Origin of the sequence: Streptomyces albus subsp. albus (assembly GCF_000725885.1) — a bacterium.
In the GTDB taxonomy this organism is placed as follows: Bacteria; Actinomycetota; Actinomycetes; order Streptomycetales; family Streptomycetaceae; genus Streptomyces; species Streptomyces albus.
Genome location: NZ_JODR01000006.1, coordinates 158,153 through 184,058, shown reverse-complemented (window position 1 = coordinate 184,058; position 25,906 = coordinate 158,153). Strand labels below are relative to the sequence as shown.

General features: G+C 72.8%; 13 protein-coding genes. 9 read left to right on the top strand and 4 right to left on the bottom strand.

Annotated features, from left to right (window positions below):
• Window positions 1-32 precede the first annotated feature (32 nt).
• The 8 genes from IO40_RS0108055 (at window position 33) to IO40_RS34775 (ending at window position 20,867) form a co-directional block, all read left to right on the top strand.
• Complete coding sequence (locus tag IO40_RS0108055) at window positions 33-386, top strand: hypothetical protein (RefSeq protein ID WP_016467149.1); 354 nt, start codon at window positions 33-35, stop codon at window positions 384-386.
• A gap of 90 nt (window positions 387-476) precedes the next feature.
• Window positions 477-770 carry a hypothetical protein gene (locus tag IO40_RS0108050; RefSeq protein ID WP_016467148.1) on the top strand — a complete coding sequence of 98 codons (294 nt, stop codon included), beginning with the start codon at window positions 477-479 and terminating at the stop codon, window positions 768-770.
• A 56-nt stretch (window positions 771-826) separates the two neighbouring features.
• Entirely contained in the window at window positions 827-1,162 is a 336-nt protein-coding gene (locus IO40_RS0108045) for a hypothetical protein (RefSeq protein ID WP_016467147.1), read from the top strand.
• Between the two features lie 73 nt (window positions 1,163-1,235).
• Window positions 1,236-3,761 (top strand): hypothetical protein, encoded by a 2,526-nt coding sequence (locus IO40_RS39380; RefSeq protein WP_031175149.1) that lies wholly within the window; start codon window positions 1,236-1,238, stop codon window positions 3,759-3,761.
• The gene (locus IO40_RS0108035; RefSeq protein WP_234324702.1) at window positions 3,661-4,038 is read left to right on the top strand and encodes a YbaB/EbfC family nucleoid-associated protein; all 378 of its coding nucleotides are present in this window, start codon (window positions 3,661-3,663) and stop codon (window positions 4,036-4,038) included. Before IO40_RS39380 ends, IO40_RS0108035 begins: the two co-directional genes overlap by 101 nt.
• The gene (locus IO40_RS0108030) at window positions 4,031-4,354 is read left to right on the top strand and encodes a hypothetical protein (RefSeq protein ID WP_016467144.1); all 324 of its coding nucleotides are present in this window, start codon (window positions 4,031-4,033) and stop codon (window positions 4,352-4,354) included. The genes IO40_RS0108035 and IO40_RS0108030 overlap by 8 nt, the downstream gene beginning before the upstream one ends.
• A 230-nt stretch (window positions 4,355-4,584) precedes the next feature.
• Window positions 4,585-19,209 carry a toxin glutamine deamidase domain-containing protein gene (locus tag IO40_RS0108025; protein WP_262070653.1) on the top strand — a complete coding sequence of 4,875 codons (14,625 nt, stop codon included), beginning with the start codon at window positions 4,585-4,587 and terminating at the stop codon, window positions 19,207-19,209.
• A 656-nt stretch (window positions 19,210-19,865) separates the two neighbouring features.
• Window positions 19,866-20,867 (top strand): hypothetical protein, encoded by a 1,002-nt coding sequence (locus IO40_RS34775; protein ID WP_106967425.1) that lies wholly within the window; start codon window positions 19,866-19,868, stop codon window positions 20,865-20,867.
• 96 nt (window positions 20,868-20,963) lie between these two features.
• On the opposite strand, the gene IO40_RS0108010 is transcribed toward IO40_RS34775, so the two are convergent.
• The 3 genes from IO40_RS0108010 to IO40_RS0108000 form a co-directional block, all read right to left on the bottom strand.
• Complete coding sequence (locus IO40_RS0108010) at window positions 20,964-22,172, bottom strand: hypothetical protein (protein ID WP_016467141.1); 1,209 nt, start codon at window positions 22,170-22,172, stop codon at window positions 20,964-20,966.
• 145 nt (window positions 22,173-22,317) lie between these two features.
• The gene (locus tag IO40_RS0108005; RefSeq protein ID WP_016467140.1) at window positions 22,318-22,542 is read right to left on the bottom strand and encodes a helix-turn-helix domain-containing protein; all 225 of its coding nucleotides are present in this window, start codon (window positions 22,540-22,542) and stop codon (window positions 22,318-22,320) included.
• The gene (locus IO40_RS0108000; protein ID WP_016467139.1) at window positions 22,542-23,039 is read right to left on the bottom strand and encodes a DUF2975 domain-containing protein; all 498 of its coding nucleotides are present in this window, start codon (window positions 23,037-23,039) and stop codon (window positions 22,542-22,544) included. The genes IO40_RS0108005 and IO40_RS0108000 overlap by 1 nt, the downstream gene beginning before the upstream one ends.
• A gap of 260 nt (window positions 23,040-23,299) precedes the next feature.
• On the opposite strand from IO40_RS0108000, the gene IO40_RS0107995 reads away from it, so the two are divergent.
• The gene (locus tag IO40_RS0107995; protein ID WP_016467138.1) at window positions 23,300-23,671 is read left to right on the top strand and encodes a hypothetical protein; all 372 of its coding nucleotides are present in this window, start codon (window positions 23,300-23,302) and stop codon (window positions 23,669-23,671) included.
• A gap of 139 nt (window positions 23,672-23,810) precedes the next feature.
• Here the strand turns inward: IO40_RS0107995 and IO40_RS0107990 are convergent, their stop codons facing one another.
• On the bottom strand, window positions 23,811-25,796 hold the full coding sequence (locus tag IO40_RS0107990) for an AfsR/SARP family transcriptional regulator (RefSeq protein WP_031175146.1): 1,986 nt from the start codon (window positions 25,794-25,796) through the stop codon (window positions 23,811-23,813).
• Window positions 25,797-25,906: the final 110 nt, after the last annotated feature.

Below are 25,906 nucleotides of genomic sequence, written 5' to 3'. Positions count from 1 at the left end.
CCCGTATTCCGTCGTTCCCAGGAGGCGTCCCGGTGAGTTCGCTGGTTATCCAGAAGAGCGAAGAAGACCTCAAGCGGATACTTACGGAGACCGAGGGCTATATCGCCGAAATGGGGAAGGCGGGCCGGACGGTTGCCGACATCGTGGAGAAGGTCGAGACGCACTACACGGCCGACTCCAGCAGGGTGTTCCGGGAGGAGGTCAACAAGTGGATCGAGTGGTACAACCAGATCACCGCGAAGGTCAACCAGCTCCACAGTGATCTGACGCAGGCCAACCACTACCTGGACTCCAACGAACTGGAGCAGATCCACCAGGCGGCCGGCTGGATGGGCGACGTGCAGGAGGTCGCGCCCGCGGACGAGGTCGAGCGCGTACTGGGCTGAGCCGCCGCGCGGACGGCCGGCCCTGCTGTCGCGGGGCGGCCCGCAGAAACCTCACTGCTTCCCTGACACGACTGCGAGAGGACCCGTCTCATGGCCAACCTGTCCGTGAACACCGCGCTGACCCAGGAAGACGCGCACGAGCTGGCCGCCGCCGGTGACAAGATGTATGGGGCGCTGCAACAGCTGGTGCAGGAGTTGCAGTCGCTCTCCCAGTCCTTCCTCGGCAACAGCAAGGAAGCCTGGCAGGCGATCCAGACGGAGAACACCACGAAGGACGAGGATGCCCTCAACGCCCTCAAGAGTGCCTCCATCACGCTCAGTTCGATGGTGCAGTCGCACGCCGACGCCGACTGGCGCGGCGCCCTCGGGATTCAGGGGCAGTGACCCGCGCGCCGGGCGGCAGGTCATGGTGAAGGGCGCGCGGAGAGGGCGAGCGAGACGTGAGTTCACACGACGGCAAGATCGTCAAGGACGACGGCACCATCCAGGCGCTGCTGGACCAGCTCGCCGAGAATGTCTCGACGGCGCAGCAGGCGGAGGCGTATCAGCGCATCACCGAGTTCGCGGACCGCAGCCTCAGCCTGCTGCCGGGCAGTGATGCCATGGACAACGCCAAGGCGCTCAAGGAGAAGTTCGCCGGCGTCTCCCAGGAGCTGGCCAAGGCGCTGGAGGACTTCATCGAGGGGCTGAACCACGCCTCCGCCGTCGTCAAAACCGCGTCCGAGCTGGCGGACCGCAGCGAGGACGCGGCCCTGGAGATGGTCCGGAACCTCTGACGCCGCCCCATCGCCACCGTCCCCCTCCCCGGCCCAGCCCGCCGCCCGCCCCTCACCGGAGTGAACACACCGGATGCCCACGTGGAACTGGGAACAGGCCCTCAAGGTCTTCGCCCCCAGCAGCCAGCAGGTCGTCAGCATCGACGAGGCCGCCGCCGACGGCGGTCAGAGCTGGTTCGCCGACGCCGGAGTGCACCACAACGCCTTCGGCGCCTCCGGCGACGCCAACGCGGGCGGCAGCTGGGACGTGTGGTGGTCGTTCAACTACACCTACACCGTCACCACCGAATACAGCAGCACCAGCCATCCGTACCAGTACGTCATCGGCGTCAACATGGACTGGAAGGCGCTGGAGGGGCCCGGCACCTACTCCTCGTTCATGCACCAGGCGGACGAGATCCTGCTGCCGCTGATCGAGACGGTGCGCGGCAACGACACCACCAGCGTGGGCAGCTTCGACACCGCGGGCAACACGATCCGCGGTGTGCAGGCCCTGCTCGAACAGGCGCAGCAGGCGATGTACCAGCTCGCGCAGCGGCTCGACGAGGAGAGCTCCGGGTGGCAAGGCCGGGCCGCCGCGGCGGCGAAGGCCAAACTGGAGCACTACAGCTCCCAGTTGATGCTCATCCGCAACGAGACGTTGGGCACCCACGACATCGCGGCGGCGGTCGACAAGGCCCGGCAGGACCTGCACAAGGCACTGGTCGGCCTGCACAAGGTCTACACCGACTGGGTGAACACCCCCAACGAGCACGGGGAGAATCTCGCCTGGCCGGTGAACGCCACCATGGTGGCCCTGCGCAACGCCATGCAGGGCGCCCACATGGAGCAGCTGGACACCGACTCGCCGAAGGTCACGAGCCCGTTCGGTGACCCCACCACCCAGGAGTTCTGGGACCGGGTGCAGTCCGAGGCCAAACGCGTGTGGCGGGGCAACGCCGCCACCATGCTGAACGGACCCGCCGACACCGTCATGCAGGCCCTGCACGGCGCCTACGGGAACGCGATCAGCCAGATGCCGTCGCAGATCAGCCAGTTCGGCACCGGTGGAGGCGGTGGCCCCACCGGCGACCAGGACCTGGACAAGGTCAAGCAGGACGCCGGCAAGACCGCAGACGACATCATGAAGGATGTCCTCGACCAGACGAAGGGCAGCGGCGTCGAGCCACCCGGCACGGACAGCTCCGGCCCGACCGGGGGGACGGGACTCGACGGGCTCGGGGACGGCGGGGGAGAGGGCACGGGCAAGGCCGGCATCACCGACATCGGCGGCCCCACGTCCGGGCTGGGCGGCCTCGGCGACGGCGGCGGCGAAGGGCTTCTGGGCCCCGGCGCGAACAGCACCCTGAACCCGGGCGGCTCCCCACTGGGCGGCGGCGGGCCCGGGGCAGGCGGTGGCACCGGCAGCTCGGTGTCGCTCGACGGCATGGGCGGTGGCCTCGGCGGCATGGACGGTGGCCTCGGCGGCGGTCCCGGTGGCGGCGGTCTCCAGCAGGTGCTCGACCAGGACGGCAACCCGGTGCTGGACGAGAACGGCGTCCCCGTCACCGTGCCGCACGGCTCCGTGATCAACGGCAACGGCACCGTCACCACCCCCTCGGGGAAGACGGTCAAGAACGGCTCCGGCGGCGATCTGGTCGTGCCCGAAGGGTCCAGCCTGACCCCCGCCCTCTCCGTGGTGGACGGAGACGGGAAGCCCGTCACCGGACCGGACGGAAAACCGCTGACCGTGCCGCAGGGCTCCGAGATCAACGACGACGGCACCGTCACCGGGCCCAACGGGGAACTGCTGACCGACAGCCACGGCAAGCCCCTGGAGGTGCCCGACGGCGCGCACCTGGTGTCCGGCAGCGGCAGCCCGGACATCCGGCCCGGCCTCAGCAACCACATCCCGGACTGGGACTTCGACGAGGACGAGTGGGAGCAGGACCACAAAACGGGTGAGGGCACCCACCGGACCGGCATCGACCTCTCCCCGCCGCCCCCGTCGCGCATCAAGACCTCCGGTGACGGCGTCACCCTGCACTCCGTCTCCCCGGACGGCACAGCCCTCACCCACGACGGGCGCACCCTGCAGACCGGTGCCGGCATGAGCGAGAAGGCGCTCTCCTCCGGAGGCACCCTCGCCCAGCAGAAGGCCGCATACGCCACCGTCGGCGACGGCACAGCCGCCCTCGCCGACGGTCCCCCGTCCCCGCGCACCGGAGGCCAAGGCGGCGGCTACCCCGGTGGCATGCCGCCGATGGGCGGGATGCCACCCATGGGCGGCATGGGCGGCGCACCCGGTGCCGCGTCAGGAGGCAACGAACGCCAGCGCAAGACGTGGCTGGACGAGGACGAGGAAACCTGGGGCGCCTACCAGGAGAGCGTGCCGGGGGTGATCGGCGCGGGCACCCCGGCGCTGTGGGACGACGAGGAGGAGAGGTCGCCGGATGAGTTCCGCATTCCAGGAGCAGGTGGACGAGGCGATGTCGCAGCTCCGCGAACAACGGGAGCGCCTGCTCGACGCCCAGCGGGCTCTGGCGAAGAAGACGGTGTCGGTCACGTCCAAGAACCGCATGGTCACCGTGGTGGTGGGCGCACAGTCGGAAGTTCGTGACATCACCTTCCACACCGAGGCCTACCGCACCATGGCCCCGGCCGAGCTGGGCCGCACTCTGGTCGAAGCGCTGGAGGAGGCCCGTAAGAAGGCCCGCGCGGAAGTCTTCTCCACGCTGTCGCCGATGACGGGCTTCGGTGAACGGCTGCGCGCCTCCATGCTCGGTGGGACGGAGATCGGCAAGGTCGTGGAGCAACTGCACGCCGCGGCCGAGGAGAAGGCCGGCCCGGAATCGACCCGCTGGCCCCGGGACCCGGAGGACGAGACCGATGACTGACCGGATCCACGTCGGCGGAAACCTCAACTCCCTGATGGCGCAGTACCCGGAGATCGGCACACGGGTGCGCCTGCTCGCCGAACACCTCGCCGAACTGGAACAGCTCAACTCCTCGGCCGGCGGCCACGGCGACGAGATCGCCGAGACGTACCAGTCCAACGTCGTGGAGCCCGGCTCCCGCACACATGAACACCTCAACAAGCTGATCGCCCTGGTCACGCAGCAGGCGGGGGACGGCGGACAGGGCGCGTTGAAGCTGTTCGACGCAGCGGAGCAGGACGCCGGGGAGAAGGCGAAGGGCTGGCTCCCGGACTGAGCGGACAGCCGCGGACCGCCCCACCGGGGGCAGCCGCGGGCCACTGCCGTCCGGAGGGACGCCCGACCGGCACACCGGACCCCGGACCGGGCCGGGTTGCCGGACCCCGAGGCCGGACCAAGTCGCCGGACCACCAAGCCGGGCCATGACGCCGGACGAAGCCGCCGGATCGAGACGCCGGACCCATGACGCCGGACCACACGCACGAGAGGTAACCGCCCGTGGCGCTGATGCCCCCCGACGAGCTGGTGGGCTTCCTCAACTTCCTGGGGCTCGACTGGCCCACCGCCAACGAGGACGAACTGTTCCGGGTGGCGGAGCTCTACGTGCTCATCGCCGAGGACTACCGGGCGCTCCAGGAAGCCCTCACCGAGGTGTCCGGCCGCGTCGGCGAGGAGTTCGAAGGGGCCGCCGCACAGGCGTTCCTCAAGCTCGTCGGCAAGCTCGACAACGGTGAGGCCCCCGCGCTGGAGGCCGGCGCCTCCCAGTCGCTGCAACTGTCCGAGGTCGCCCACGCCACCGGCGTCGACGTGGAGCACTCCAAACTGGCCGCCATCATGGAACTCGTCTCCATGTTCGTGGAGTTCCTCGTCTCGGCGGCCTTCACCTACTTCCTCGGGCCTGCCTTCGCCGCCATGCTCAGCATGCGGTTCCTCGCCACCCGGTCGGTCATCCTCGCCCTGCTGCGCCGGGTCGTCTTCGCCATCGCCGCGCAGAGCGCCATCGGCGCCGGCGTCGAGACCGCGCTGGAACTCCTCGTCCAGGCCATCCAGATCGACAAGGGCCACCGCGACACGATCGACTGGGACCTGGTCGGCCAGTCCGCCGCGGCCGGGGCCATCGGCGGCGCCATCGCGGCCCCGCTGGACGCCGCCGGGATGGCGTTCGCCAAGTGGCTCGGCAACCAGATCGGGTCCGGCGTCAAGCAGACACTGGGCAAATCCCTGCGGGACGTGTTCACCGGCCCTCTGCCCGCCGACGTGGGGAAGGCCGCCGCGAGCCGGCCCGGGAAGACGGCCGCCTCCCACGCCGCCGCACCCGACGCGAAGTCCGCGACCGGGCCGCTCGGCCTTCCGCACCAGGACGCCGAACGCTTCGCCGACGACCTCGGCGGGGTCCTCACCGACGTCCACGCCCACTTCTCCAAGGGCCTGTACAAGGACGGTGTGCCCGACGACGTGACCCAGACGTTCGCCAAGAACGTCGCCAAGGTCTTCGACAAACACCTCTCCCCGGTGCTCCCCGACGGCGCGGCCGGCAGGCTCGGCCACGACTGGGCCAAGACCCTCAGCACCGGCTGGGGCAACGACGCGGCGTCCCGGGATCTGGTCAAGGACCGGCTCGGTGAACTGGCCCGCGCCGCCGGCCTCGACCGGCAGGCCGCCCACACCCTGGCCCGGGATGTGCCGGACAGCCTGGCGAAGGTGCTGGACACCCCGCCCGGCGGCTGGCGGCACAGCGCCCTGGAGTTCACCACCGGCACCCTGATGGACGGCGTCACCAACGTCCTGACGGAGGGCACCGTCGCCGCCGTCTTCGAGGGGGAGTTCAGCGTCGACGGCGGCTCCTTCCTGGCCGGCGCAGCCATGGGCGGACTGGCCCGTGGCACGCTCGCACTGGGCGGCGCCGCCTACGACGGTGCCGGGCAGGCCCTCTCCTGGTTCCGGGGCGGCGACGACGCAGGCCCCGCGGCGACCTCCCTCGACCCGATGAAACCCGGCGGCGACCTCAAGCCCGATCCGCCGGTGACCGATCCCGGACAGCTCAACGTCACCGGTCCCGTGGTGGGGGAGCCCGCCCTGCCGGGCACCGGGACGGGACAGGGCACCGGGACCACCGTCGGCACCGCGACCGTGGGGCAGGCGCCGGCACCGCCCGCCACCCAGAGCACCTCCACCTCCACCTCCACCTCCGCCGGCGCGCCGCGGCCGGTGTCCACCACCAGCGGCGGCCAGCAGACCGGGGGCGACGCCAAGGCCGGACGCGGCCAGTCGAACGTCCCCACGACCGGGGGCCCGTCCGCCGGCGGTACGGGGCAGCCCGGGCAGCAGTCCGCTCCGCCGCCCACCACCGGCAGCACGGAATCCATCCACCCCGCCCCCACCGGCTCCGCCGCGGCCGGTACGGACCCGTCCCCGGCGAGCGGCACCGCCCCGGGCATCCCGCCGACGGTGGGTGATGCGGTCGGAGGCGACTCGCCCTCGGCCGGCGGGGCGACGGCGGACCATGCGACTCCGGCGTCCGGCACGGGTCCGACCGACCAGCCGACGGCGGATGGCGCCGCCGGCGGCGACCCGTCCCCGGTGGGCGGTACGGACACGAAGGCGGACAGTACGACCACGGGCGGACCCTCCGCACCGGGCGCTACGGACACGGGCGGTCCGTCCACGGCGGACGGCACGGGCGCGGACAGTACGGCGTCCACGACCAATACGGCGTCCACGACCGGTACGTACACGAGCGTGCCGGTCCCCGGTGCCGTGCCGACCACCGGCGGCGCCGCACCGGGCACCGGCACGCCCGTCGGGAGCGCCGCCACCAGCGGTACGCCCTCCAGCACCGCGGGGGCGGGCCGGGGCGGGCCCGGGGGACGGCAGCCCGCAGGGACGGCCACCGCCACCGGGAACACCGCTGACTCCCCCCAGGCGCAGACACCCGAGGACCCGGCCATGCCGTCGGCACCCCAGCGGGTCGCCACACAGCAGCAGTCGTCCCCGGTCCCCGGCACGTCGGCAACCGACGCCGACGCGGCCGTACCGCACGCCACCCCGACCAGGACGACGTCCACCACGGAGGGGCAGTCCGCACCGGGTGAGACGCAGACCGCGACGCACGGCGCCCCGGCACCCGACGACGGGACCGCCCCGCACGACGGGCCCGCCCAGCACGACGAGCCCGGCGCATCCGCTTCCACCGACGAATCCGCGTCCCACACGACGGAGGAGACCACCGGTCCGCCTCCCGCAGACGATCCGGCGCAGGGGCCGCCCGGCCCGCTGCTGCCGCCGCTGCACGGGATACGGGACTACGGGACCGACAGCCACCTGGTGCGGCCGTCCCGCCGTGACCAGTGGGAGCTGGAACGTGTCTTCCCCAAGGAACGCGACGGCAGCTACCGCAGGTACCCCGACCCGCGCGGCAGCACCTTCGGACAGACCGGTGCCACCCGCTGGTTCAACCGGCTGCGGACCGGGAACCTGCTCGGACCCACCTTCGGCAGCGCGGAGTGGGTGCAACGGCTGAACGGCCCCTGGCTGAACTCCGCAGGCCGTACGGCCAACTGCGTGGACGCGGCGCGCAGTTTCCTCGCCTCCTGGTACGGCCGGCCGACCGTCGCGGCGCCGGTGCGCACCCGCTCCGACGGTCCCCTGGTGCGGCCCGAGCCGGAGTCGGTGAGCCTGTCCCGCACCGAGCGGTGGCTCGGCGCCCAGTGGCGGTCCCATGCGCCCGGCACGGAATCCCACGGGCCCGGCACGGCGGGGCGGGACGAGCCGGGCGCGGTGTGGGACGCGCTGGGCGGGGAACTGACCGCGCACGGGCACGGCTCGGCAGCCATCGTGGTCTTCCGGCGCCCGGACGGCGGTTCGCACGCCGTCAACGCGGTCAACCACCACGGCACGGTCTACTGGATCGACGCCCAGCACGGCCGTGTCGCGGCGCGCCCGGACTTCGACGGAACGGCCTTCTTGTCGATCGTTCTCGGACCCGACGGAAAGCCGCTGCCCACCGTGCCGCCCGGCGGCCCGCAGACCGGAACCGCAACCGTCGGCCCGCCGGTGCCCCGCCCCACCACCTCCTCCCTGCCGACCGACAGCACACCCCCGTCCTCCTCCGGCACCCCGTTGGTGCCGGCGCCGGAACGGCTGCTCGCGGACCTGGGAACGACGACCGGTTCCGGGGGACGCGGCTGGGGACTGCGCCCGTTCTGGAAGCGGACGGACTCCTCGCAGGCGGCGGAGAACCACGAGATGCAGGCCATCCAGCCGGAGCGGACCGCGAACGAGCAGCGGCAGCCCGCCGACGCATCCACCGACGACACGCACCAGGGATTCGCCGCGTCCGTCAAGAAGGGCCTGCTGGGCAAGTGGTGGTCCCGCACCGGGGGCGAAACGGGCGCCTCCGGCAGCGCTGCCACCGCGAGCGGGCCCGCCCCGGCGGCACCCCCGGCCGTGAACGCCGCCGCACTGAACGCCAGAGTGCAGCGGATGGTGGACCGGCTGCCCAACGCCCACACGGCGCAGACCGCTACGGGTACGGCGGCGCACGACGGACCGGAGAACCAGCAGGAGGCGGCAGGCGGGCCCGCCACCACGAACGACGGCGGCCCGCAGGACCGGCCGCTGACCGCCGAGGAACAGCACGCCTGGGTCGAGTACCTGGTCGGACTGCCGGCCAGCGACGAGACCGAGACGGCGGGGCACCGGTTGAAGCAGCACGTGCTTGACGAGTGGCGGACCCGGAACGGCACCCCGCAGGACGAGGAGCCCGGGCTCGGCGTGCCCGGACCGGGCGTGCCCTGCCCCAGCACCCTCCCGCCCCGCACCCCGGCACCTGTCACCACCGTGGGCACTCAGGGGGAGCTGCGGCAGGCGGCGTACGACTTCCTGCACCGGCTCCAGCGGCAGACCGTCCTGGCGCAGGACGACGCCGCCGCCGGTGCGGCGACCGACACCGGAGGCGGGCACGTCACCCTGCCGTTGGACCTGTTGGAGACCGACCGGCCGTCCTGGGTGCGCCCGGTCGAGGAGGCACCCCCGTTCGTGGCGGACGACCACGTGATGGAGGACGGCGTCCGGCTGCCGCGCAGTGTGCTGCCGCTCCAGGGGCCCGCGGTGCACCTGCGTTCCGCCTCCGACGTGGCGCGGCGTCTCGTGGACGGCCTGCACCCGGCGCCCGCCGACCGAGACGCGCTCCTCCAGCGGCTGGTGACCGAACTGGAGAAGCGGCCCGCCTCGGTACTGAGCACCAGCCATGAGCCTGCCGGTACGGGGGAGCCCGGCGGTGGAAGCGCACACAACGGCTCCCCGGTGACCGGGGACGGCGGCCTGCTGCTGCCGTACACCACGGCGGACGGACAGACACGGTTCCTCCAGGTCACGGGCCACAACTTCGGCGACTACACGCGCTACGCCCCCGCCGGGAAGCTGGTCGTCGACGAGACCACCCGCTGGGTGGACGACGATTCCTCGGGGCATGCGCACAGCACCACGTACAACGTCGCACCCTCGGTGAACGCCGTACCGGGTTCGGGTCTGACAGCTCTCGGCGGCGTCGAGGGCGGCGTCTCCCGCACCACTGCCGACAGCACGGTGCACCACGACAAGCTCCAGACCACCAAGGCCGTCCGCGGCAAGTCCGGTGCGCACCTCTACGTCAACGACATGTACTACGAGGGCCGCGCCCTCTCGCTGTCCCGGGACGGGCAGTTGGTGGGCGACGGGGAGCCCACGCGGCTCGTGGCACACGGCGGGTTCCGTTACACGGTGCCCGACGACATGACCAGACTCCCCGACGAGTACGCGCAGGCGGCCCGCGGCCTCCCCGACTCCATCGACCTGGCGAAGAACGACCTCCCGGAAGTAGTCACCGTCGACCGGGTGCACCCCCCGGCCGGACTGCTCGCCTGGATGATCACAACTGCGGGGCAGCACACGGGCGGTGCGCCGCTGTCCGCCAAGGCGCTCGACGAGATCGTCACCTCCCTGTCACCGGCGACACTGCGCACTCGCTTCCCGGCCGCCGCCCGGCAGGACCAGCACACCTCGCTGAACCTGGCGGAGCGCATCGGCCACTTCACCTACCGCGTCGTGCCGGTGCGCGAGGGCACCACCCGGTTGAACACCGTCGCCGCCGAGATCCGGCAGACGACCGCGGGTGTCCGCAGCACCGACTTCGGCCGCGACACCTCCACGGGCCTGTCGGCCGGTGTGAAGGGGGGACCGGTCGAGGACAATCCGCTCATGCGGGTGGGCGGCTGGCTGGGGATCAAGCTCTCCAGCACCGTCAGGACCAGCACCTCGGTCACGGTCGAGGACCAGCGGCAGTACGGCCTGTCCGACAAGGGAGTGCAGGGCCTCTACCGTGTGCCCTTCCGGCTGGAGGTCAGCTACACGCCGCCGGAACAGCTGATGCCCGGTGCCCGGTCCCGCGCCCACACGGACACCGTGGCGCCGACCTGGCAGGGCGACGGCGAAGCGGTGCTGAGGGTGCCGCTGGTGGAAGCGCGGCTGCGCAGCACGACACCGTTGGACCCGAACCTGCTGGTCGCCCAGCAGGAGATCCACCAGCAGGACGGTACGCGCAGCGAGACGGCGAACAACGGACAGCAGCCTCCCGGCTTCCGTGAGCCGGACCGCCCGCAGGCGTTCACCCTCAGCCCGCCCCGTCTCGACATCACCCACTCACCGCGCCTGGAGTCGCGCTTTCGCACGAACACCGACCAGGGCGGCAATGACGGGAGTGCGAACCGGTGGAGTGATCCCCTTCTACCGGTGCACGAACAGATCTTGCGCGCCCTTCGGGAGACGCCCGAGACCCGCAGGCTGGTCGAGTTGCCGTGGGGCCGTGGCCACCGGTTCCGGCGCGGTGTGCGGGAGCTGGCTTACCACTCCCTGCCCAGCAGGTTCCGGCCCCGCAGGCCCATGCTGATGGTGAGCGGCAAGAGGCTGGTGGCCGTGCTCAACAGCTGGCAGATACAGAACCGGCTGCACCTGCGCGGACTCGATCAGCACATACCCCGGCTGCTGGCCGCGGAGCGCGAGGAGTTGCTCAGCGAAGCCCAGCGGCGGGAACGGGGGGAGTCCGGCACCGGAACGGCTGCTGCGTCGCCCTGGGTGCAGGCGCTCGTGCTCCGTAACAGCTCCTGGCTCCGCACCACGGAAGCCGTTGTGCGGGTACGGCTGTCGGACGTGGGGGACGTCCAGTACGTCGGTCTCCAGAAGGATCTCCAGAACCGCAACAACGCGGCCTCGGCATCCGGCTGGTCCCGCAGCCGGACGGTGGACAACGAGGTGTCCGCCAGCGGCCACCTGGAGGCGTCCTTCAAGTTCGCCAACGCCCGTGCGGGCCTCAGCATCGACGGGCAGTACGCCGCGCACAGCGGGCGCAACACCTCCACCGGGCAGAAGGCGGGCAGCGAACACGCCATCGTGCCCGCCGTGCGTTCGCACGAGTACGCCTGGGACGCCCAACTGGAGGTGAGCGTCGAGTACCGTACCGAGTTCGTCATGTGGCGCCGGCTGCGCGCACTCACCCGGATCGGCACCAACCCCCAATGGCACGAGGCCGTGCTGGGAGACGAGACGAACGCCATCGCCGTCCCGGTGCGGCTGACCGCGCTGCATCCGGACAGCACCATGCCGGTGCGGAGCAGGCCGGCCCCGCTGATGACGGGCCCGGCCGCGGACGTAACGGAGAACAGCTCCGACGCCGGAGTGCGGGAACACACTCCCGACACGGACATACAGCCGGACGCCGACCAGGCAGGCCCTTCCACCGAGAACAACGACGACGTTCGCACGGCGGGCGACGACATCGCTGCCGCCGACGACAACACCGGTACAGCCGACGACGCCGGCCAGGACGACGCGCCCCAGGGGGGAACCGGCGAGCCGGCGCTGACCTGGAAGGGCGTCCGCCACGTCACCGTCTACAACGACCACGGTCCGCGACTGGTGCAGGCGGCCGGAGAACTCATCGAGAGGCTGGGGATCGGCACGCTGACCAGCCGCGGGCTGAGGCAGACCGGCTCGGAGGAGAGCCTGACCGTGGAGGGGTTCTTCCCCCACGGCCAGAACCAGCATCTGGACGCCATGGCCGAGGGCGGCAAGGAGTTCCGCATCGTCCTCCACGACGTGCGCGACCACGAGGTGGTGGTGCGCTACAAGGCCACCGTCCACGGCCTGCATGCGGTGGAGGTCTACGACGCCGGGGTGACCACCGAGCGGACCGCCTCGGGGGGCCAGACCGTCTCCGGCAGCCGCTCCGGGGGCAGCAGCCGAGGCGTCGGCGCGGGTGTCACCGCGATGGGCACCAGGTTCAGCGGTGCCCCCGGGGCGGTCACCTCCGTCGGCAGCGGCGCACTGCGGACCGGTGCGGAATGGTACTCGGGCACCGAACATGCCTCCTCCCTGTCGGTGGCGTCGACGGTGAAGGAGTACAACGGCGCACCGAAGGTCCGGGTGGCCGCCAGGATCACGTACACCGTCGAAGTGGAACGGGAGTCGCACCTGCTGCAGTGGGGCAGCCCGACTGTGGATGCGACATTCGAACTGGTCGACGGGCACGAGATGCTCCTGGACCTGGTCGACGCCCGCCGCCTCGGCCTGGTGGACGACCTGTTCACCATGCTGAAACCGAATCCGGAGCACGGCTGGCAGCCCATGGCGCTGTGGCATTCGGAAGGAGGGCCCGGGCCTGCCTCGTTCACCTCGGTGCAGGGTTCCGTGGACGCCACAACCGCCATGAGGACCGTCATCAGGGGACTGGAGGAGGAGCTCAGCTCCTCCCAGGTGGCGGCGTTGGAACGCGGCATCCGGCAGTCACTGGAGCCGGACGCCGTGCGCGGCCACTATCTGCAGCTCACCCACGGCGGCGTCCTGCTGGAGAGCGTCGGACTGCCAGGCGCGGTGACCCTCGAACTCGTGCCGATGTCCCGCCGGTTCCTCGGTCAGCGGGTGCTGGACGTGGAGGACGAGCGCAACATCACCGTCACCACCGAGGACAAGACGCTCTCCGGCAGCCGGGTACGATCCGGTGCCTCCGGCGGCGCGGTGGTCAACGCCGGCGGGAACGGGTCCGACGGCAGCACCGGCAGCGAGGTCAACGCCGGGGCGCCGGCCGCGGCGGCGACCCACACCGCGGGCGGCAGCGGCCGGCAGAGCAGTGCGGTGGCCGACACCAAGCTGCCCACGCTGGCCGCGAACGGCCTGCACGGCGAGTTCGCCGTCACCCACCGCATCAGGCTGACCTACCACCGCCCGGGTGCGAGACCCCTCCGGTTCACTTCCGGTGACATCGAGGGGCTGACGGAGCTTCACCCGTGGACCTTGGTGCAGCCGCACGCGCAGCAGGGAGAGACACCGCCGTCGGCGTCCGGCGGCTCCCGTCGGACCGACGCTGACGTGCGGGCCGGCGACGACGCCCCGACCGCCACCGGTGGCGGTTCCACGCAGCCGCAGACGGACCCCACGGGGACCGGAACGAATCCCCCGCAACCCGGTGCCGGTACCCCGCAGCCGGGCGCCGGCGTCCAGCACGACGACGGCCCGGCGCAGGCGGCCAGGCGGGAGCGCCTCACCAAGGCGCTGCTGCACGAGACGTCCGTCGTCCTCGACATCGCACAGCCGGACAGGGTGACCGACGGGCTCATCCGCCGACTGGACGAGTACCTGAGCCGAGCCGGCCGGACGGCACAGGCCGACGACAACGGGCAGGGGGGCGAGCAGCAGGGCCGTGCCCGCCGGACGACAGAGGCCGACGACAACGCGCCGGTCCCCAGCGCCGGCAACACGCGGCTGACCCGCCCGGACACCGATGTCGGCCTGCGGCTGCGCCGGCAGTTCGGTTTCCGCTTCCTGCGGGACCTGATGCGTCAGGCACTGGCCGGGGACACGCACGGCGGAGGCTACGAACCGCCGCCCCTCCACAGCCAGCAGCGCACCCTCGACCTGACCGTGCAGCCGCGCGTCTGGGCGAAACCGACGGACTTCCGGATCGTCCACGTCGTGAACAACTTCAAGACGGAGGACCACCTGCGCGACACCCGGTCGGGGCAGCAGGGGGCCGCCACCTCGCGGGGCGCCGCCGGCAACGCCGGGGCCCAGGGCCGTCAGGGGATGGGGACCACCAGCGGGATGCTGCCGCAGGGCGGCGGGGTGCTCGGCGGCGGGTCCTCCGACTCCGCGCAGCTGGGCAGCAAGTCCGACACGGTGGCGGACCGCAACACCAAACCGCACGAGGAGCGGCGGTTCCTGGTGGAGGTCCCGCTGGACTGGCACCTCGACGCCACATCCCGGCGCAGGGGCATCACCAGCGCAGTGCACCACGTGAACCCGATGCGGCTGTTGCCCCGCGGCCAGGCGCCCGACCCCGGCACCCCGGCCGCGCGGGGGCACGCCTACATACTCGTCACCGAACGCGTGCTCAAGGACAGCGGCCTGCTCGACGACTTGGCCGGCACCCCGCGGTACGAGGCCACCATGAGAGCCTTCGACGAGGTCAAGGCCGCGGAGGAGCGCGTCGCGAAGGTGCTCGACGCCTACGAGGCGGCGAACCGGCGGACCGGCGAGGTGCTGCGGGAGCTGCACGCCTTCTCCGCCGACGAGCCGTCGGAGACGCCCCCGCGGCAGCGCTACCAGGCCCTGCTGGAACGCCTGGTGGGTGCGGCCATGCACCGCTCCGAGCTGTACGGCGAGTACCAGGAGCTGGACGGCCATCTGGCGGCGGTGAAGCGCCGTGCGAGCTGGCGGCTGGACGTGCTGACGGGCCGGCGCCGGGACGACACCCCCGAACCGGAGGTGCCCGAGCGCCCCGAGACTCCGCCGAAGCGACTGCCGTACGAGCGGTGGAACGGCGACGGCTCCCGCAGCGAGCCACTGGCGGAGGACACGTACGAGCCGCTGCCGCCACCCCCCGGACTGGACGGTGTCACCGCCGGCGATCTGCTCTGGCAGCCCACGAACCGGGACCACCGCGCGCGGGTCAACAACTACCGCCAGGACGTGCTGGACCAGGCACTGAGCCTGGTGCGGCACCGGCTGGAGAACGAGCTCGCCGAATTGCGGCGCGACGGCGGGAACCCCGAGCTGCTCTCCCTGCGGGAGCTGGAACTGGACTACGTCACCCGGCACCTGGACGGCGAGCACACCCGCGACCCGCAGGACCCCACCCGGCTGGCACGGCCGGATGTGATCTCCCAGGAGCAGTACACCGCCGACCGGTCCGCGCACCGGACGGAGAGCGTCACGGTCGAGCCGGAACGGGTGACCATCCGGACCGGTACCGGCACGGGGGCGCGGCAGACGGTCTACCGGATCGAGCCGCCAGGGGAGCACGGCGCCACGCTGCCGGACGCCCTCGCGAGATCGCGGCAGGCCGACTCCACAGGTACGGCGGGGCAGACGGAGGACTCCCAGGCGGTGCGGGACGGCCTCGCCGACGCCCTGGGGACCTATCTGGCCCGGCTGTCGCCGCGCGAGCAGGTCGATGTGCTCACCCCGAGCACCAACACCCCGGGCCACTTCTCCAGGGAGGACGCCGAGTGGCTCGCCGGCCGGCTCGGTGACGAGCTGACCGACGAGTGGCGCAACGAGTTGATGCATATGGGCAGCCTCAACTCCAATGTGCCGCTGCCGTTCGCGGTGCGTACCGAGCTGATGCGCCGGCAGCTGACCCGCCAGGCCGACGAGGAGCATCCGTCACCGCACCTGGTGCCGGCCTTGTTCGCGGAGCGGTACGGCGTCCGGGTGCGGATCGTCCGGCAGACCCAGGACGGCGGCTACACCTCGGACGTCCACGTCCCTGCGGAGTTCACCGGCACGGCGGAGGCGGCGGTGCTCTACCGCGACGGCCGCGTCCACGCACTGGTGCGGGAACACGCGCCCGACGTCACGGAGACGGACGGGGGCGGTCCGCCGCACCACTCGAAGGACCGGGACAACCCTCCGGACGGGTCGCAGGGGCCCGGGGAGAAGGAGCGGCCCGCGCAGGGACCGCCCGGTACGGGCCCGGCTCCGAGCGCGCCCGCCCCGGTCTCCGCCACGCAGGACACCGGCCCGGCACCGGGTACGGACAAGAAGCGGACGCAGAGGCAGAGCGTGGAGGACTGGGTCGACTCCGTCCTCAACCCCGTGGTGCGGATCGACAGCCTGGTGACCGTCACACACGCGCCGGCCGGCGACGCAGGAGTGAACGCCCAGGGCGGCGGCAACGAGAGCAGCGACGCCGGCGACCGGGGCGGCGACACCACCGGCACCACCGGCGGCGGCCGAGGCGGCGGGCACAGCGGCGGCGAGGGTGGTGACGACGGCCGGAACGGTGACGGCGACGAAGGCCGGCGAGGCCACGACGGCGACGGTGGCGGCAACCGCAGTGCGCACGGCGGCACCGTCCCCGCGCCCGACGCGGAGACGGTCGCCGCGGCGGCCGACGCCCTCGGGGTGACCGCACGTGGAGGGTCGCCGCAGTTGCTGGCCCGGCTGTTCCCCCGTGACCTGACCGCGCTCGTCGTCGAGAGGGACTGGCTGCGCCGCAACGGCCTCTCGCACCGGGGAGCCGGGCCGTCGGGGCCGGTGTGGCCCGGGGAACAGTGGCGTGACCACATGCGGCGGACCCTGGACGACCTGGGCCTGCACACCGCCGGGGACTGGGCGGCGCTCGACCGGCTGGTGGCGGAGGGCTCCCCTCTCCTCGACCGGGACACCCACGGTGGGGAAGGCGGCCTGGGCAGCACCGTCTGGGCCCGGGCGAGCAGGTTCGCCGGCGCGTTCGGCACCTCCCTGATCGAACTGGGCCGCCACCGGGAGGAGGGCGGACCGACGCACCTCGTCGAACGGTTGCACAGGCTGGTGGCCGGCCAGGACCTCCCGCACGGGGCCGGTCCCGGCTCGCTCGGCGTCACCGCCCTGGGCGAACTGCGGGGCCGGCTCGAACACGAGAGCGCACGTTCCCTTCTGGAGCGGTACCCCTGGGCGGGAAACGTCCTGCGGAGCCTGTCGCAGGAGGAACTGCGCAGGGAGCTGAATCAGCAGCTCCCCCAGCTGTCCGACGATGTGCTGGGTGCCGTCGTGGCACAGTGGGCGCAGACACAGCGCGAACGTGACGCAGATCCCTACACCGACCACGAGCCGCAGGCCGCACAGCCGCCGTCGTATCCGCACGATCTGCTGGAGGCGGCCCGTCAGGTGCCGCCCGGCTACCCGCACGGCACGTCGCCGGAGACGGACGAGCCCTGGCAGCGGCCCGCACCGCGCCCGACAGGACCCCCGCCGCACTACCGCGAGGAGCCCGGCGGGAGCGACAGCGAGGACGAGGACACCCACGGCACGGACAGCACCGGACAGCCCGGCACCGACAGCCCCGCCGCACGCCCGGCGGAACTCCTCGACCACTGGTCCCTGTGGCCCGGGCACCTGGCCGGTGACGAGACCCTGGCACTGGCCGCCTTCCACGCCGCGTACGACATTGCGGAGGAGTCCCGGCCGCGCGCCGAGGACGTGCTTCGGGCCAGTGCCGCCGCGCTCGGCCTCACCGACCCGGCGGACCGGGCGTGGCTGTACCGGATGGTCGCCGACCCGGCGGTGGCCGGACCCGGCGATCTGACCCGGCAGGATTGGCCGGCACGGTCCCGCTGGCTGGCGCCCGGCCAGTTCTTCTGGGTGCTCCACCACGTGATCGGCGTGTCCGGCGTGTCCGTCGCCGAGCTGCGGGAGCTTCCGTTCGACGAACAGCTGACACGGCTCGACTCGGTGCGGGCCGAGATGGAATGGTCGCAACCGGGAGAGCAGTTCGCATCCCTCCAGCAAGCGCTGCCGGCCGAACGCCACGGCTGGGACGGGGCGGTGCGGAGCATCCGCCACTGGTGGAACACGTTCCTGGGGAACTACAGCAGCGGACTGGCCCCCGAGGTCCGGCCGCAATCGGACCTGTGGCTGACGCTTTCCCGCACGGAGGACCCCTTCGGTGAACTGGCGAGGACCGCCGAGGACCTGGGCCTGTCGATCGGCCAGAGCGCCTACGCGGCTGCCCTCGGCCAGGCCGCGGGATGGGACCCGGGAAGCTGGTTCCTGCTCCGGGCGCTGCGCAACGACGTACAGAACGCGCTGGCGGACCAGCAGCCCGCCCAAACGTACGTGCAGGAACTGCGGGAGCACCTCGACGGGCTCGGACTGCGGCTCGAACAGCGCCTGTTCAGCAATCTGGTCTCGTCCCGGCTGGACATCACGGAACTGGAGGACTTCGTCCAGCATCTGACCGCGCACGGGGAGGACGCCTCCCGCATCCTGCTGGGCCCGCAGCGGGAGCTCGCCGCGAGGCTCGACACGTGGTGGGCGGAGCGGTTCGGCGTCTCGGTGCCGGAGCTGCACCAACTGCGCTCCGAGCCCTGGTTCGACACCGCCCAACTGCGGCTCCTCTCCGTCGGCCTCGACCTGCCGGCCCCGGCACCGCTGCTGCCGCTGGCCCGTGAATGGCAGACGGTCCCCTGGGGGCTGATGGTCTTGATGGAGCCCTTCTCCCCGCAGGAGGTGGGCGAGTTCTTCGCGGACCAGAGCATCCATGAAGCGGTGCGGAGGGCAGCCGGGCAACTGCTGTCCCAACTGGACGTCCACCTCATGCCGGACGACCCGGTCCATCAGGAGGCGCTGCGACGGGTGACGCAGACAGTGGTGGCCGTGGACGATCCCGCGGTGTGGAACGAGGTCGCGGCACGGGAGTCGGAGCCCCTTCGCCGGCCGATGGACCTGCCCGCACTGGCCGCCGCTCTGCAACTGCCCGACCACACCGCGCTGCTGGCCGTCGAGCGCAGATGGGGCGGCGCACCGCAGGGGCTGCTCCGGCTGGCCCGAGAGACGGACGAGCGGACGGTGCGGGAGGCGGTGCTCACGGGAGGCGTGAACACGATGGTGCACCACTGGGCCGTCGCCGAGTTCGCACGTCTGCCCGGCACCGCACTGGACCCCGACTCGGACGCGTACTGGGACGCACTCGACCGGGTCGGGACGGTGCTGGTGCTCGACGGACCCGACGCCGCCCGCGCGGAAGCGGCCCGACTGGTCCAGGGCAACCCGCCGGCCGGGGAGGGGAGCGGAACGGACCGGCCGCCGGGTCAGGCGCCGCCCGGTCCGGACGACAGCTGAACGACCTTGCAGAATGGGCGGACACGGCCCCCGTCGGACAGCCCGGCCCGGTTCCGCCCCACCCCCCATGCCGTGCCCGTGTCCCGCGCGGCGGGTCGGACGGGGGCCCGCACGCCTCACACGCACCGCGCGCACGACACGGAAGACACGGACGACGAACGACGAGGAGAACGACGATGGCCCCCGTGACACCCCCGCCGCCCGAACCGCGCGGCTCGCGGCAGGAGCCGACGACCGGAACCGGCGAGGAGACCACCGGCGGCGACACGTCCCCCGCGGTGGAGCCCGGACGAAGCCGGCAGCTCGGGACGGGGCCGCGAGGTGGTGCGGCGGGACAGGACGGAGCCCGGCCACGCGGGGCGGACCGGCAGCGGGCGGATGCGGACATGGACACGGAGGCCGGCGCGTCGCCGCCGGCCGACCCACGACCGGCTACCGACCCGCGACCGGCCACCGCCCCGGAGGCGGCGTCGCCCGCGCCGGACACGGCAGCCGGCCCGTCACCCGCCGCCGACTCGGAGCGCACACCCGCAGCGGCATCCGGCTCCACGCCCGCCGCCACGTCCGGCTTTACGGCCGCGTCCACCTCGACGTCCGCGTCCGCCTCCGCCTCCGCCTCGACGTCCGCCTCGACGTCTGCCTCCACCTCCACAACGGTGACGGAGCCGGAGGACGACGGCGGCAACAAGGTCAAGCTGTCCCGGCCGGTGCTGGCCGCCGCCTCCCTCGCCGGTGTGCTGCTGCTGTGCTCGCCGTTCGCGATCGTCGCGATGGTAGGCGGTGACGACGCCAAGGAGCGGACCACGGCCGCCGACCACCGGGCCTCCGGCGGCGGCGACGGGTTCATACCGGGGGCCGACGACCCGTCGGGCAAGCGGGCAGCGGACAAGAAGGACTCCGACCGCTCCGGTGCCGGCCACGGGGACGGGAAGGGCGGCAAGAAGGACGACGACGACTCGGGGAAGGGATCGGGCGACGGATCCGCCTCCGGCGGGGACGACGGACACAAGGACGGCGACGGCGGGAAGAAGGGCGACGGCGACAAGGACGACGACTCGGTCGACGTCGGCGAATCGCGTGCCGAGGGCTCCGGCTCCTCCGACGGCGACCACTCCCGTGCGTCGGTCAAGTCGGCCTCGGCGGGCGGCTACAGCGCTGTGGCCGGCCCGTACTGCTCGGACGGCTCTACCAAGTGGGTTGCCCAGGGCCGTTACTCCGACGGCCAGCGCGGCTGGACCACCTCCGAGGGCGGCTACTCCGGTTCCGGCTGCGGCGGCCGTTACGTCTCCGTGCCGATGTCCGGTTCCGCCACCCGGGACGACGACAACGCGGCCCGCTACACCTTCGACACCGGCAAGGTCGAGCGCGGCAGTTGCACGGTCAAGGTCCACATTCCCGGCGACTCCCAGATCCGCCGGGTCGGCGGCCACCCCACCTACTACACCGTGCACGACGCCGCGAACGGTGCGGGCAGCACCATGGTCGGCAAGTTCACCGTCCAGCAGACGAGCAACCGGGGGAGCTGGGTGACCGGAGGCACGTTCCCCGTGAACGACGGCGTGCTGTCGGTGAAGCTGCACACCCGGGGCATCGACCACGGCTCCTGGGACAACGCCCACCACGCCGCATCCGCGATCCGGGTGTCCTGCTCGTCCTGACAGGCCGTCCGCTGCTCGTCCCGACACCGGTCGCCTCCGCCCGCCGGATCCGCCGCCCCGGCGGGCGGAGGCGCCGGGGCCGGCGTGGGGAGAACCTCACCGCTCCAGACGGACGACCACCGCTCTGCCGGTGGGATTGCCGGGCTGGTTGACCTGGACGTGACCGACGCCGAGGACCTCGTCGGTGCCGGGCACCGGTTCGACGGCCGCCAGCCAGAGGGACTGCTGCGAACGGCGGCTGATGCCGTCGGTGTGCGGCAGCCGGGGGCGGTGGATCCGGACGCAGGAGCCGTCCTCGGTCAGATACCGGTTGCCGTCCAGGAACATGCCGCGGTCACCGTCGAGGGCCACGGGGGCGCGCCCGGCGCAGTCTCCCCGCGCGCCGGGCTGCCGCGCCCAGCGGCTGCCGTTCCAGCGCAGCGAGACCTGTTCGTCGGCGGGCTCGTCCTCCGTCTCACCGTGGTTGTAGGTGTGTTCGCCGTACGCCCGCACGTCGTCCTCCGCCACCGCGAGGACCTGGCCGAGGTGGGCACCCGGCTCGGGCGGCACCGGGTCGGAGAAGCGGTACTCCGGGGTCCGTACGAGTTTCCAGGCGCGGCCGTCCCAGTGCACGGCGGCGGGCTGGGTGTACTCCGTCTCCGGTCCGCCGGCCCGGTCCATCCCGGTGTCGCGGTGGCCGACCGCCCACAGATCGTCGGAGGCGACCCCGTCGAGGGCACGGACGGTGGCGGGCAGTTCGGTGGCGGACCAGCGCGCGCCGTCCCAGTGGTATGCCAGGGAATCGCCGCGCAGGGCCCAGATGTCGTCGGCGGCGAACGCGCGCACGTCCACGATCCCGCGGCTCCCCGCGGTCCCCGGCGGCGGCCCGGGCAGCGGAGTCCAGCGGGTTCCGTCCCAATGGGCCATGCGCCAGGCACTGCGGTCCTGCTTGCCGGCCGTCAGCAGGAATCCACCGGAGTCCACCGCGTCGAGGCGGGCTTCGTGGACGCTGTCGCCGAGCGACGCCGGCATGGGGCGGCGCTTCCAGCGCTTGCCGTCGTGATGCAGCAGGAAGCCGTCATCGGGGGACGCGACCGGTTTTCCGGTGCCGGTGGAAACGCGGGTGCCCGCCACCCAGATGTCGTCGTCGGCGGTGGCCAGCACATCCGTCAGCTTGGCCGGCTCCTCGCTGATCCTGTCGTACGTCCAGCGCGGCCCGCCGGGCTTCACCGAGCGCTGCGGCCCGTCGGGCCGGTCCCGGTCCTCAGTTCCGCACCCGGCCGCCGCCAGTGCGCACACAGCGAGCGTGACGACCGTTTTGCGCATGTGCCCCCCTTGTCCGACGGACCCTGGGCCCGTGGCCGCACAGTGTAGGCCCGCGGGTGCGCACGCCGACGGCCGCCGGCGCAGGAGGGCGCGGTGACGTTTCCCGCCCCGCGCATGTGCCCGACGCCGCTCCGGACGAGAGCGCCTAGCCGTCGTCCGGACCCGCGTCGGGCACCCAGCGCAGTACGTCGCCGGGCTGGCAGCCGAGTGTGCGGCAGATCGCGTCGAGTGTCGTGAACCGTACCGCTTTCGCCCTGCCGTTCTTCAGCACGGCGATGTTGGCGGGCGTGATGCCGACGGCGGCGGCGAACTCGCCGACCGTCAGACCGAGCCGGGCGAGGTGCACGTCGAGATCGACGACGATCGCCATCAAATCACCTCGGAAATCTCGGTCTGCAACTCCGTCGCCTTGCGCAGCAGGCTCCGCATCACGACGACGAGCATCGCGAACGCCGCGCCCGCTCCGACGCACACGACCGCGGCGCCCAGCGCGCTGAGGACGTCCATCCCGTCGTCGGGGGAGGGGATGGTGGCGAAGAAGAGATGGGCCGCGGTCCCGAGCGCCAGCAGGGTCGCCACCACCGAGGCACCGATGATGACGTCGACCCAGCGGAAGGCGAGCGGCGTGAAGATCGCGTCCTCGCGGACCATGGACAGCAGCCGCCACACCGCGACCAGCGCCACCTGGACGCAGACGATTCCGAGGATCGCCACCGTCGCGTACGGCACGGCGAAGGGGGCGTAGGGAGGGAAGTTGTCGACCTCGTCGGCCGCTGTCGTGGGGATGACGACGATCTGGCCGAAGAGACCGGCCAGGAACACTACGACGATGCCGGCCTGAAGGGCCGCTGTGAAATGGCGAGGCATCTATCGATTGTCGATCGGTATCTATCGAAAATCAATAGGCCGAGGCCGCTTCCGCCTCACCCGCCGCACGGGGCACCCACCTCGTGCCCGGTAGCGACGGGCCGCGGTCAACGGCCCCGGGCGGCGCACTCCCCAAGGGGGAGCTGATCAACCTCTTTGCCGATGATTCACCGTGCTCGGCCCCATGCCGATCGGACCGGATGTCGTTACGACAGTTGCACCGGCCGACACGGCCGGAAGGGTGCACAGGAAGGAAGATCATGCAGATGAACGGTGCGCGGCGCCTCGCAGTGGGCATGCTGATGGCGGTGCCGGCGGGCATGGCCTCGGCCCACGGGGGTGACAGCGATGCCGGCCCCGGCGGTGTGCTGTCCAACCTCTCCGGCAGGAACTCCTCCGGCCACACCAATCTCTGCGGCACCGGCAAACTGGCGCTCTTCAAGAACCGCACCTGCGTGGCCGCGGACACCGGCAAGGGCGGTGGCGGCGACCAGGCGGGGCCCAGCGGCGGCGTCCTGTCCAACCTGCTGTTCGCCCGCAACGCCTCGGGGCACAGCAACAACTGCGGCAATGAGACGGTCGCGGTGCTGAGCCGGACCACGTGCGTGACCGTGGACCGCACCGGTTACTGAGCAGCCGTACGGCACGGCCGGGCCCGGGCGGGGCCGGTGGTCGGCGCATCGTCGCGCCGCACCGGCCCCCGTCCACGCCCCGGCAAGCGGGGCAGGCAGCGGACGACGCCACGCCGGCAGCGGTACGGACCGGCGGAGTTCACTCTTCCCGGGCGTCCGGCCTGCCGAGGGCGGTGGCGAGGTCGTCGAGATGGCCGGCGACCGGGCCGAGGGTGAGCAGGCCGCTGCCCGCCCCCGCCAGCTCGTGCGCGGCGGGCCGCAGCGCGGCCAGGGCCCGCTCCATCGTCTCCCGGTCGCCGACGGCGAGGGCCGCCCGGGCGGCCAGGCACCACAGGGCCTCGAACAGCAGATCGCGGGGCGGGTCGGGCAGCCGGCGCAACGCACCGGCGACCGCATCGCCGCGGCCCTCGGCCAGCAACACCAGGGGCCGGGCCCACGGTTCGTACGGCCCCCAGTCGGTGTCCGCCCCGGTCTGGGCCGGCTGTCCGTGCCGCAGGCGTACGGACAGCAGCGCGAGCGGCAGCAGGCCGCGCTCCAGCCCGGGCATACCGGCCCCCTCCAGCCGCTGGGCGGCGCACCGGTAGGCCGCCTCCTCGGCAGCGGCCGACACCCCGCCGGCGGCGAGCCGCAAAACGTGGTACCACCCGGTGAAGACCCCGACCAGCGGGGACTCGTTGCGCTCGGCCAGGCGTTCGGCCTCGGCCGCGTGGTGGTCGGCGCCGGAGAAGTCGGCCAGCGCGCAGCGGGCCTGGAGCCGCACCAGATGCCCCAGCACCTCCCAGGTCGGCAGGCCGTTGCGGGCGGACAGCGCCACCAGTTCGGCACCGATCGCGTCGCGCCGCGCGGCCAGCCCCGCATGCTCGAACGCCTGCATGAACGCGCCGTTGAGGGCGAACGCCAGCAGAGTGGGGTCGTCGAGACGGCGGGCGATCCGCTCGGCCTCGCGGGCGGCCTCGGGCCCGCGCGGCGAGTGCGTCCCGCGTGACTCGACGGCGATCGTCGCCAGCAGCCGGGCCCGCACCGCGGGGTGCGCCCCCTCGGGCAGCGCGGCCAGCGTCCGTTCGGCCGCCGCCACCGCGTCCGCGGCCTGCTGGGGGTCGTCGACCCGGGTCCAGACCGCGGGTACGTCGTACGCGCCGATCACGCGGGCGGTCAGTTCCGGGTCGCCCAGGTCCTCCGCCGCAGTGATCGCCGCCACGCGATGCCGCCGGGCGGCCTCCAGGCCCCCGCCCCCGGTCACCGCGAGATGGCGCAACAGGCTCACTGTCGACTCCAGCCGGGCCCGGGTGCCCGAGGCCACGGTGCGGTCGTAGGCGGCGGCTGCCTGCGCCCACACGCGTCCGGCCGGGCCCTCCGACCCGGAGGCGGGTTCCAGGTGGGAGGCGTGGCCGAGGATGTCGGACTCCAGCCGGCGCAGCCCGGGGCCGGGGTCCAGCCCCAGCTGGTCCGCGAGCAGGGTCCGGGCCCGGCGCAGCACTGTCAGGGCGTCGCTCTGGCGGCCGGTGCGGTACAGCGCCAGGGCGAGCAGCCGCCAGGCGTCCTCGCGCCACGGGTGCTCGGCCACGTGGGCGTCGAGGTCGGGCACCGCTTCGGCGGCGCGGCCGAGGGCCAGCAGGGCCTCGGCGCGGCGCTCGGCGGCGTGCAGCCGCAGCTCGCTGAGCCGGGACCGTTCCGTGCGGGCCCAGGTCTCCTCGGCGAACTCGGCGTAGGCGGGGCCGCGCCACCACCCCAGTGCCTCCTCCAGCACGGCCAGTGCCCGCTGGGGCGGCTGGGAGGCGGCTTGGGTAACCGTCCGCTCGAAGCGCCAGGCGTCCACCGCGTCGGGTTCGGCGCGCAGCGCGTACCCGGGGCCCTCGGTGACCAGCAGCCGTGCAGGCGTCCGGGGCGGACGCCGCGGCTCCAGCGCCCGGCGCAGCGCGGCCACGAAAGTGCGTACCGCGCCGACCGCGTCGGCGGGCGGCTCCTCCCACAGGTCCTCCACCAGGCGGGCGACCGGGACGACCCGGCGGCGGGCGACGATCAGCCTGGCCAGCACCGCGCGGTGCCGCGGCCCCTTCAGCGCGATCGGGTCACCGGCGCCGTCCCAGGCCGCCACGGGCCCCAGCACCCCGAACCCGACCTCCACGCCCGATCACCCTTTCTCCCGGCCTTCTCCCGGTTTCCGCCGGTTTTGTCCCGGTCCCGTCCTCCGGCGCCCTCTTCGGCGCCTCGTCCTGCATCGTCCCTGGTCACGGT

Bases quoted from the DNA above. Each gene is read 5' to 3' on its own strand.
- IO40_RS0108000 (WP_016467139.1), bottom strand. From the start codon at position 23,039: ATGCCTCGCCATTTCACAGCGGCCCTTCAGGCCGGCATCGTCGTAGTG.
- IO40_RS0108010 (WP_016467141.1), bottom strand. From the start codon at position 22,172: ATGCGCAAAACGGTCGTCACGCTCGCTGTGTGCGCACTGGCGGCGGCC.
- IO40_RS39380 (WP_031175149.1), top strand. From the start codon at position 1,236: ATGCCCACGTGGAACTGGGAACAGGCCCTCAAGGTCTTCGCCCCCAGC.
- IO40_RS0107995 (WP_016467138.1), top strand. From the start codon at position 23,300: ATGCAGATGAACGGTGCGCGGCGCCTCGCAGTGGGCATGCTGATGGCG.
- IO40_RS0108025 (WP_262070653.1), top strand. From the start codon at position 4,585: ATGCCCCCCGACGAGCTGGTGGGCTTCCTCAACTTCCTGGGGCTCGAC.
- IO40_RS0108005 (WP_016467140.1), bottom strand. From the start codon at position 22,542: ATGGCGATCGTCGTCGATCTCGACGTGCACCTCGCCCGGCTCGGTCTG.
- IO40_RS0108050 (WP_016467148.1), top strand. From the start codon at position 477: ATGGCCAACCTGTCCGTGAACACCGCGCTGACCCAGGAAGACGCGCAC.
- IO40_RS0108030 (WP_016467144.1), top strand. From the start codon at position 4,031: ATGACTGACCGGATCCACGTCGGCGGAAACCTCAACTCCCTGATGGCG.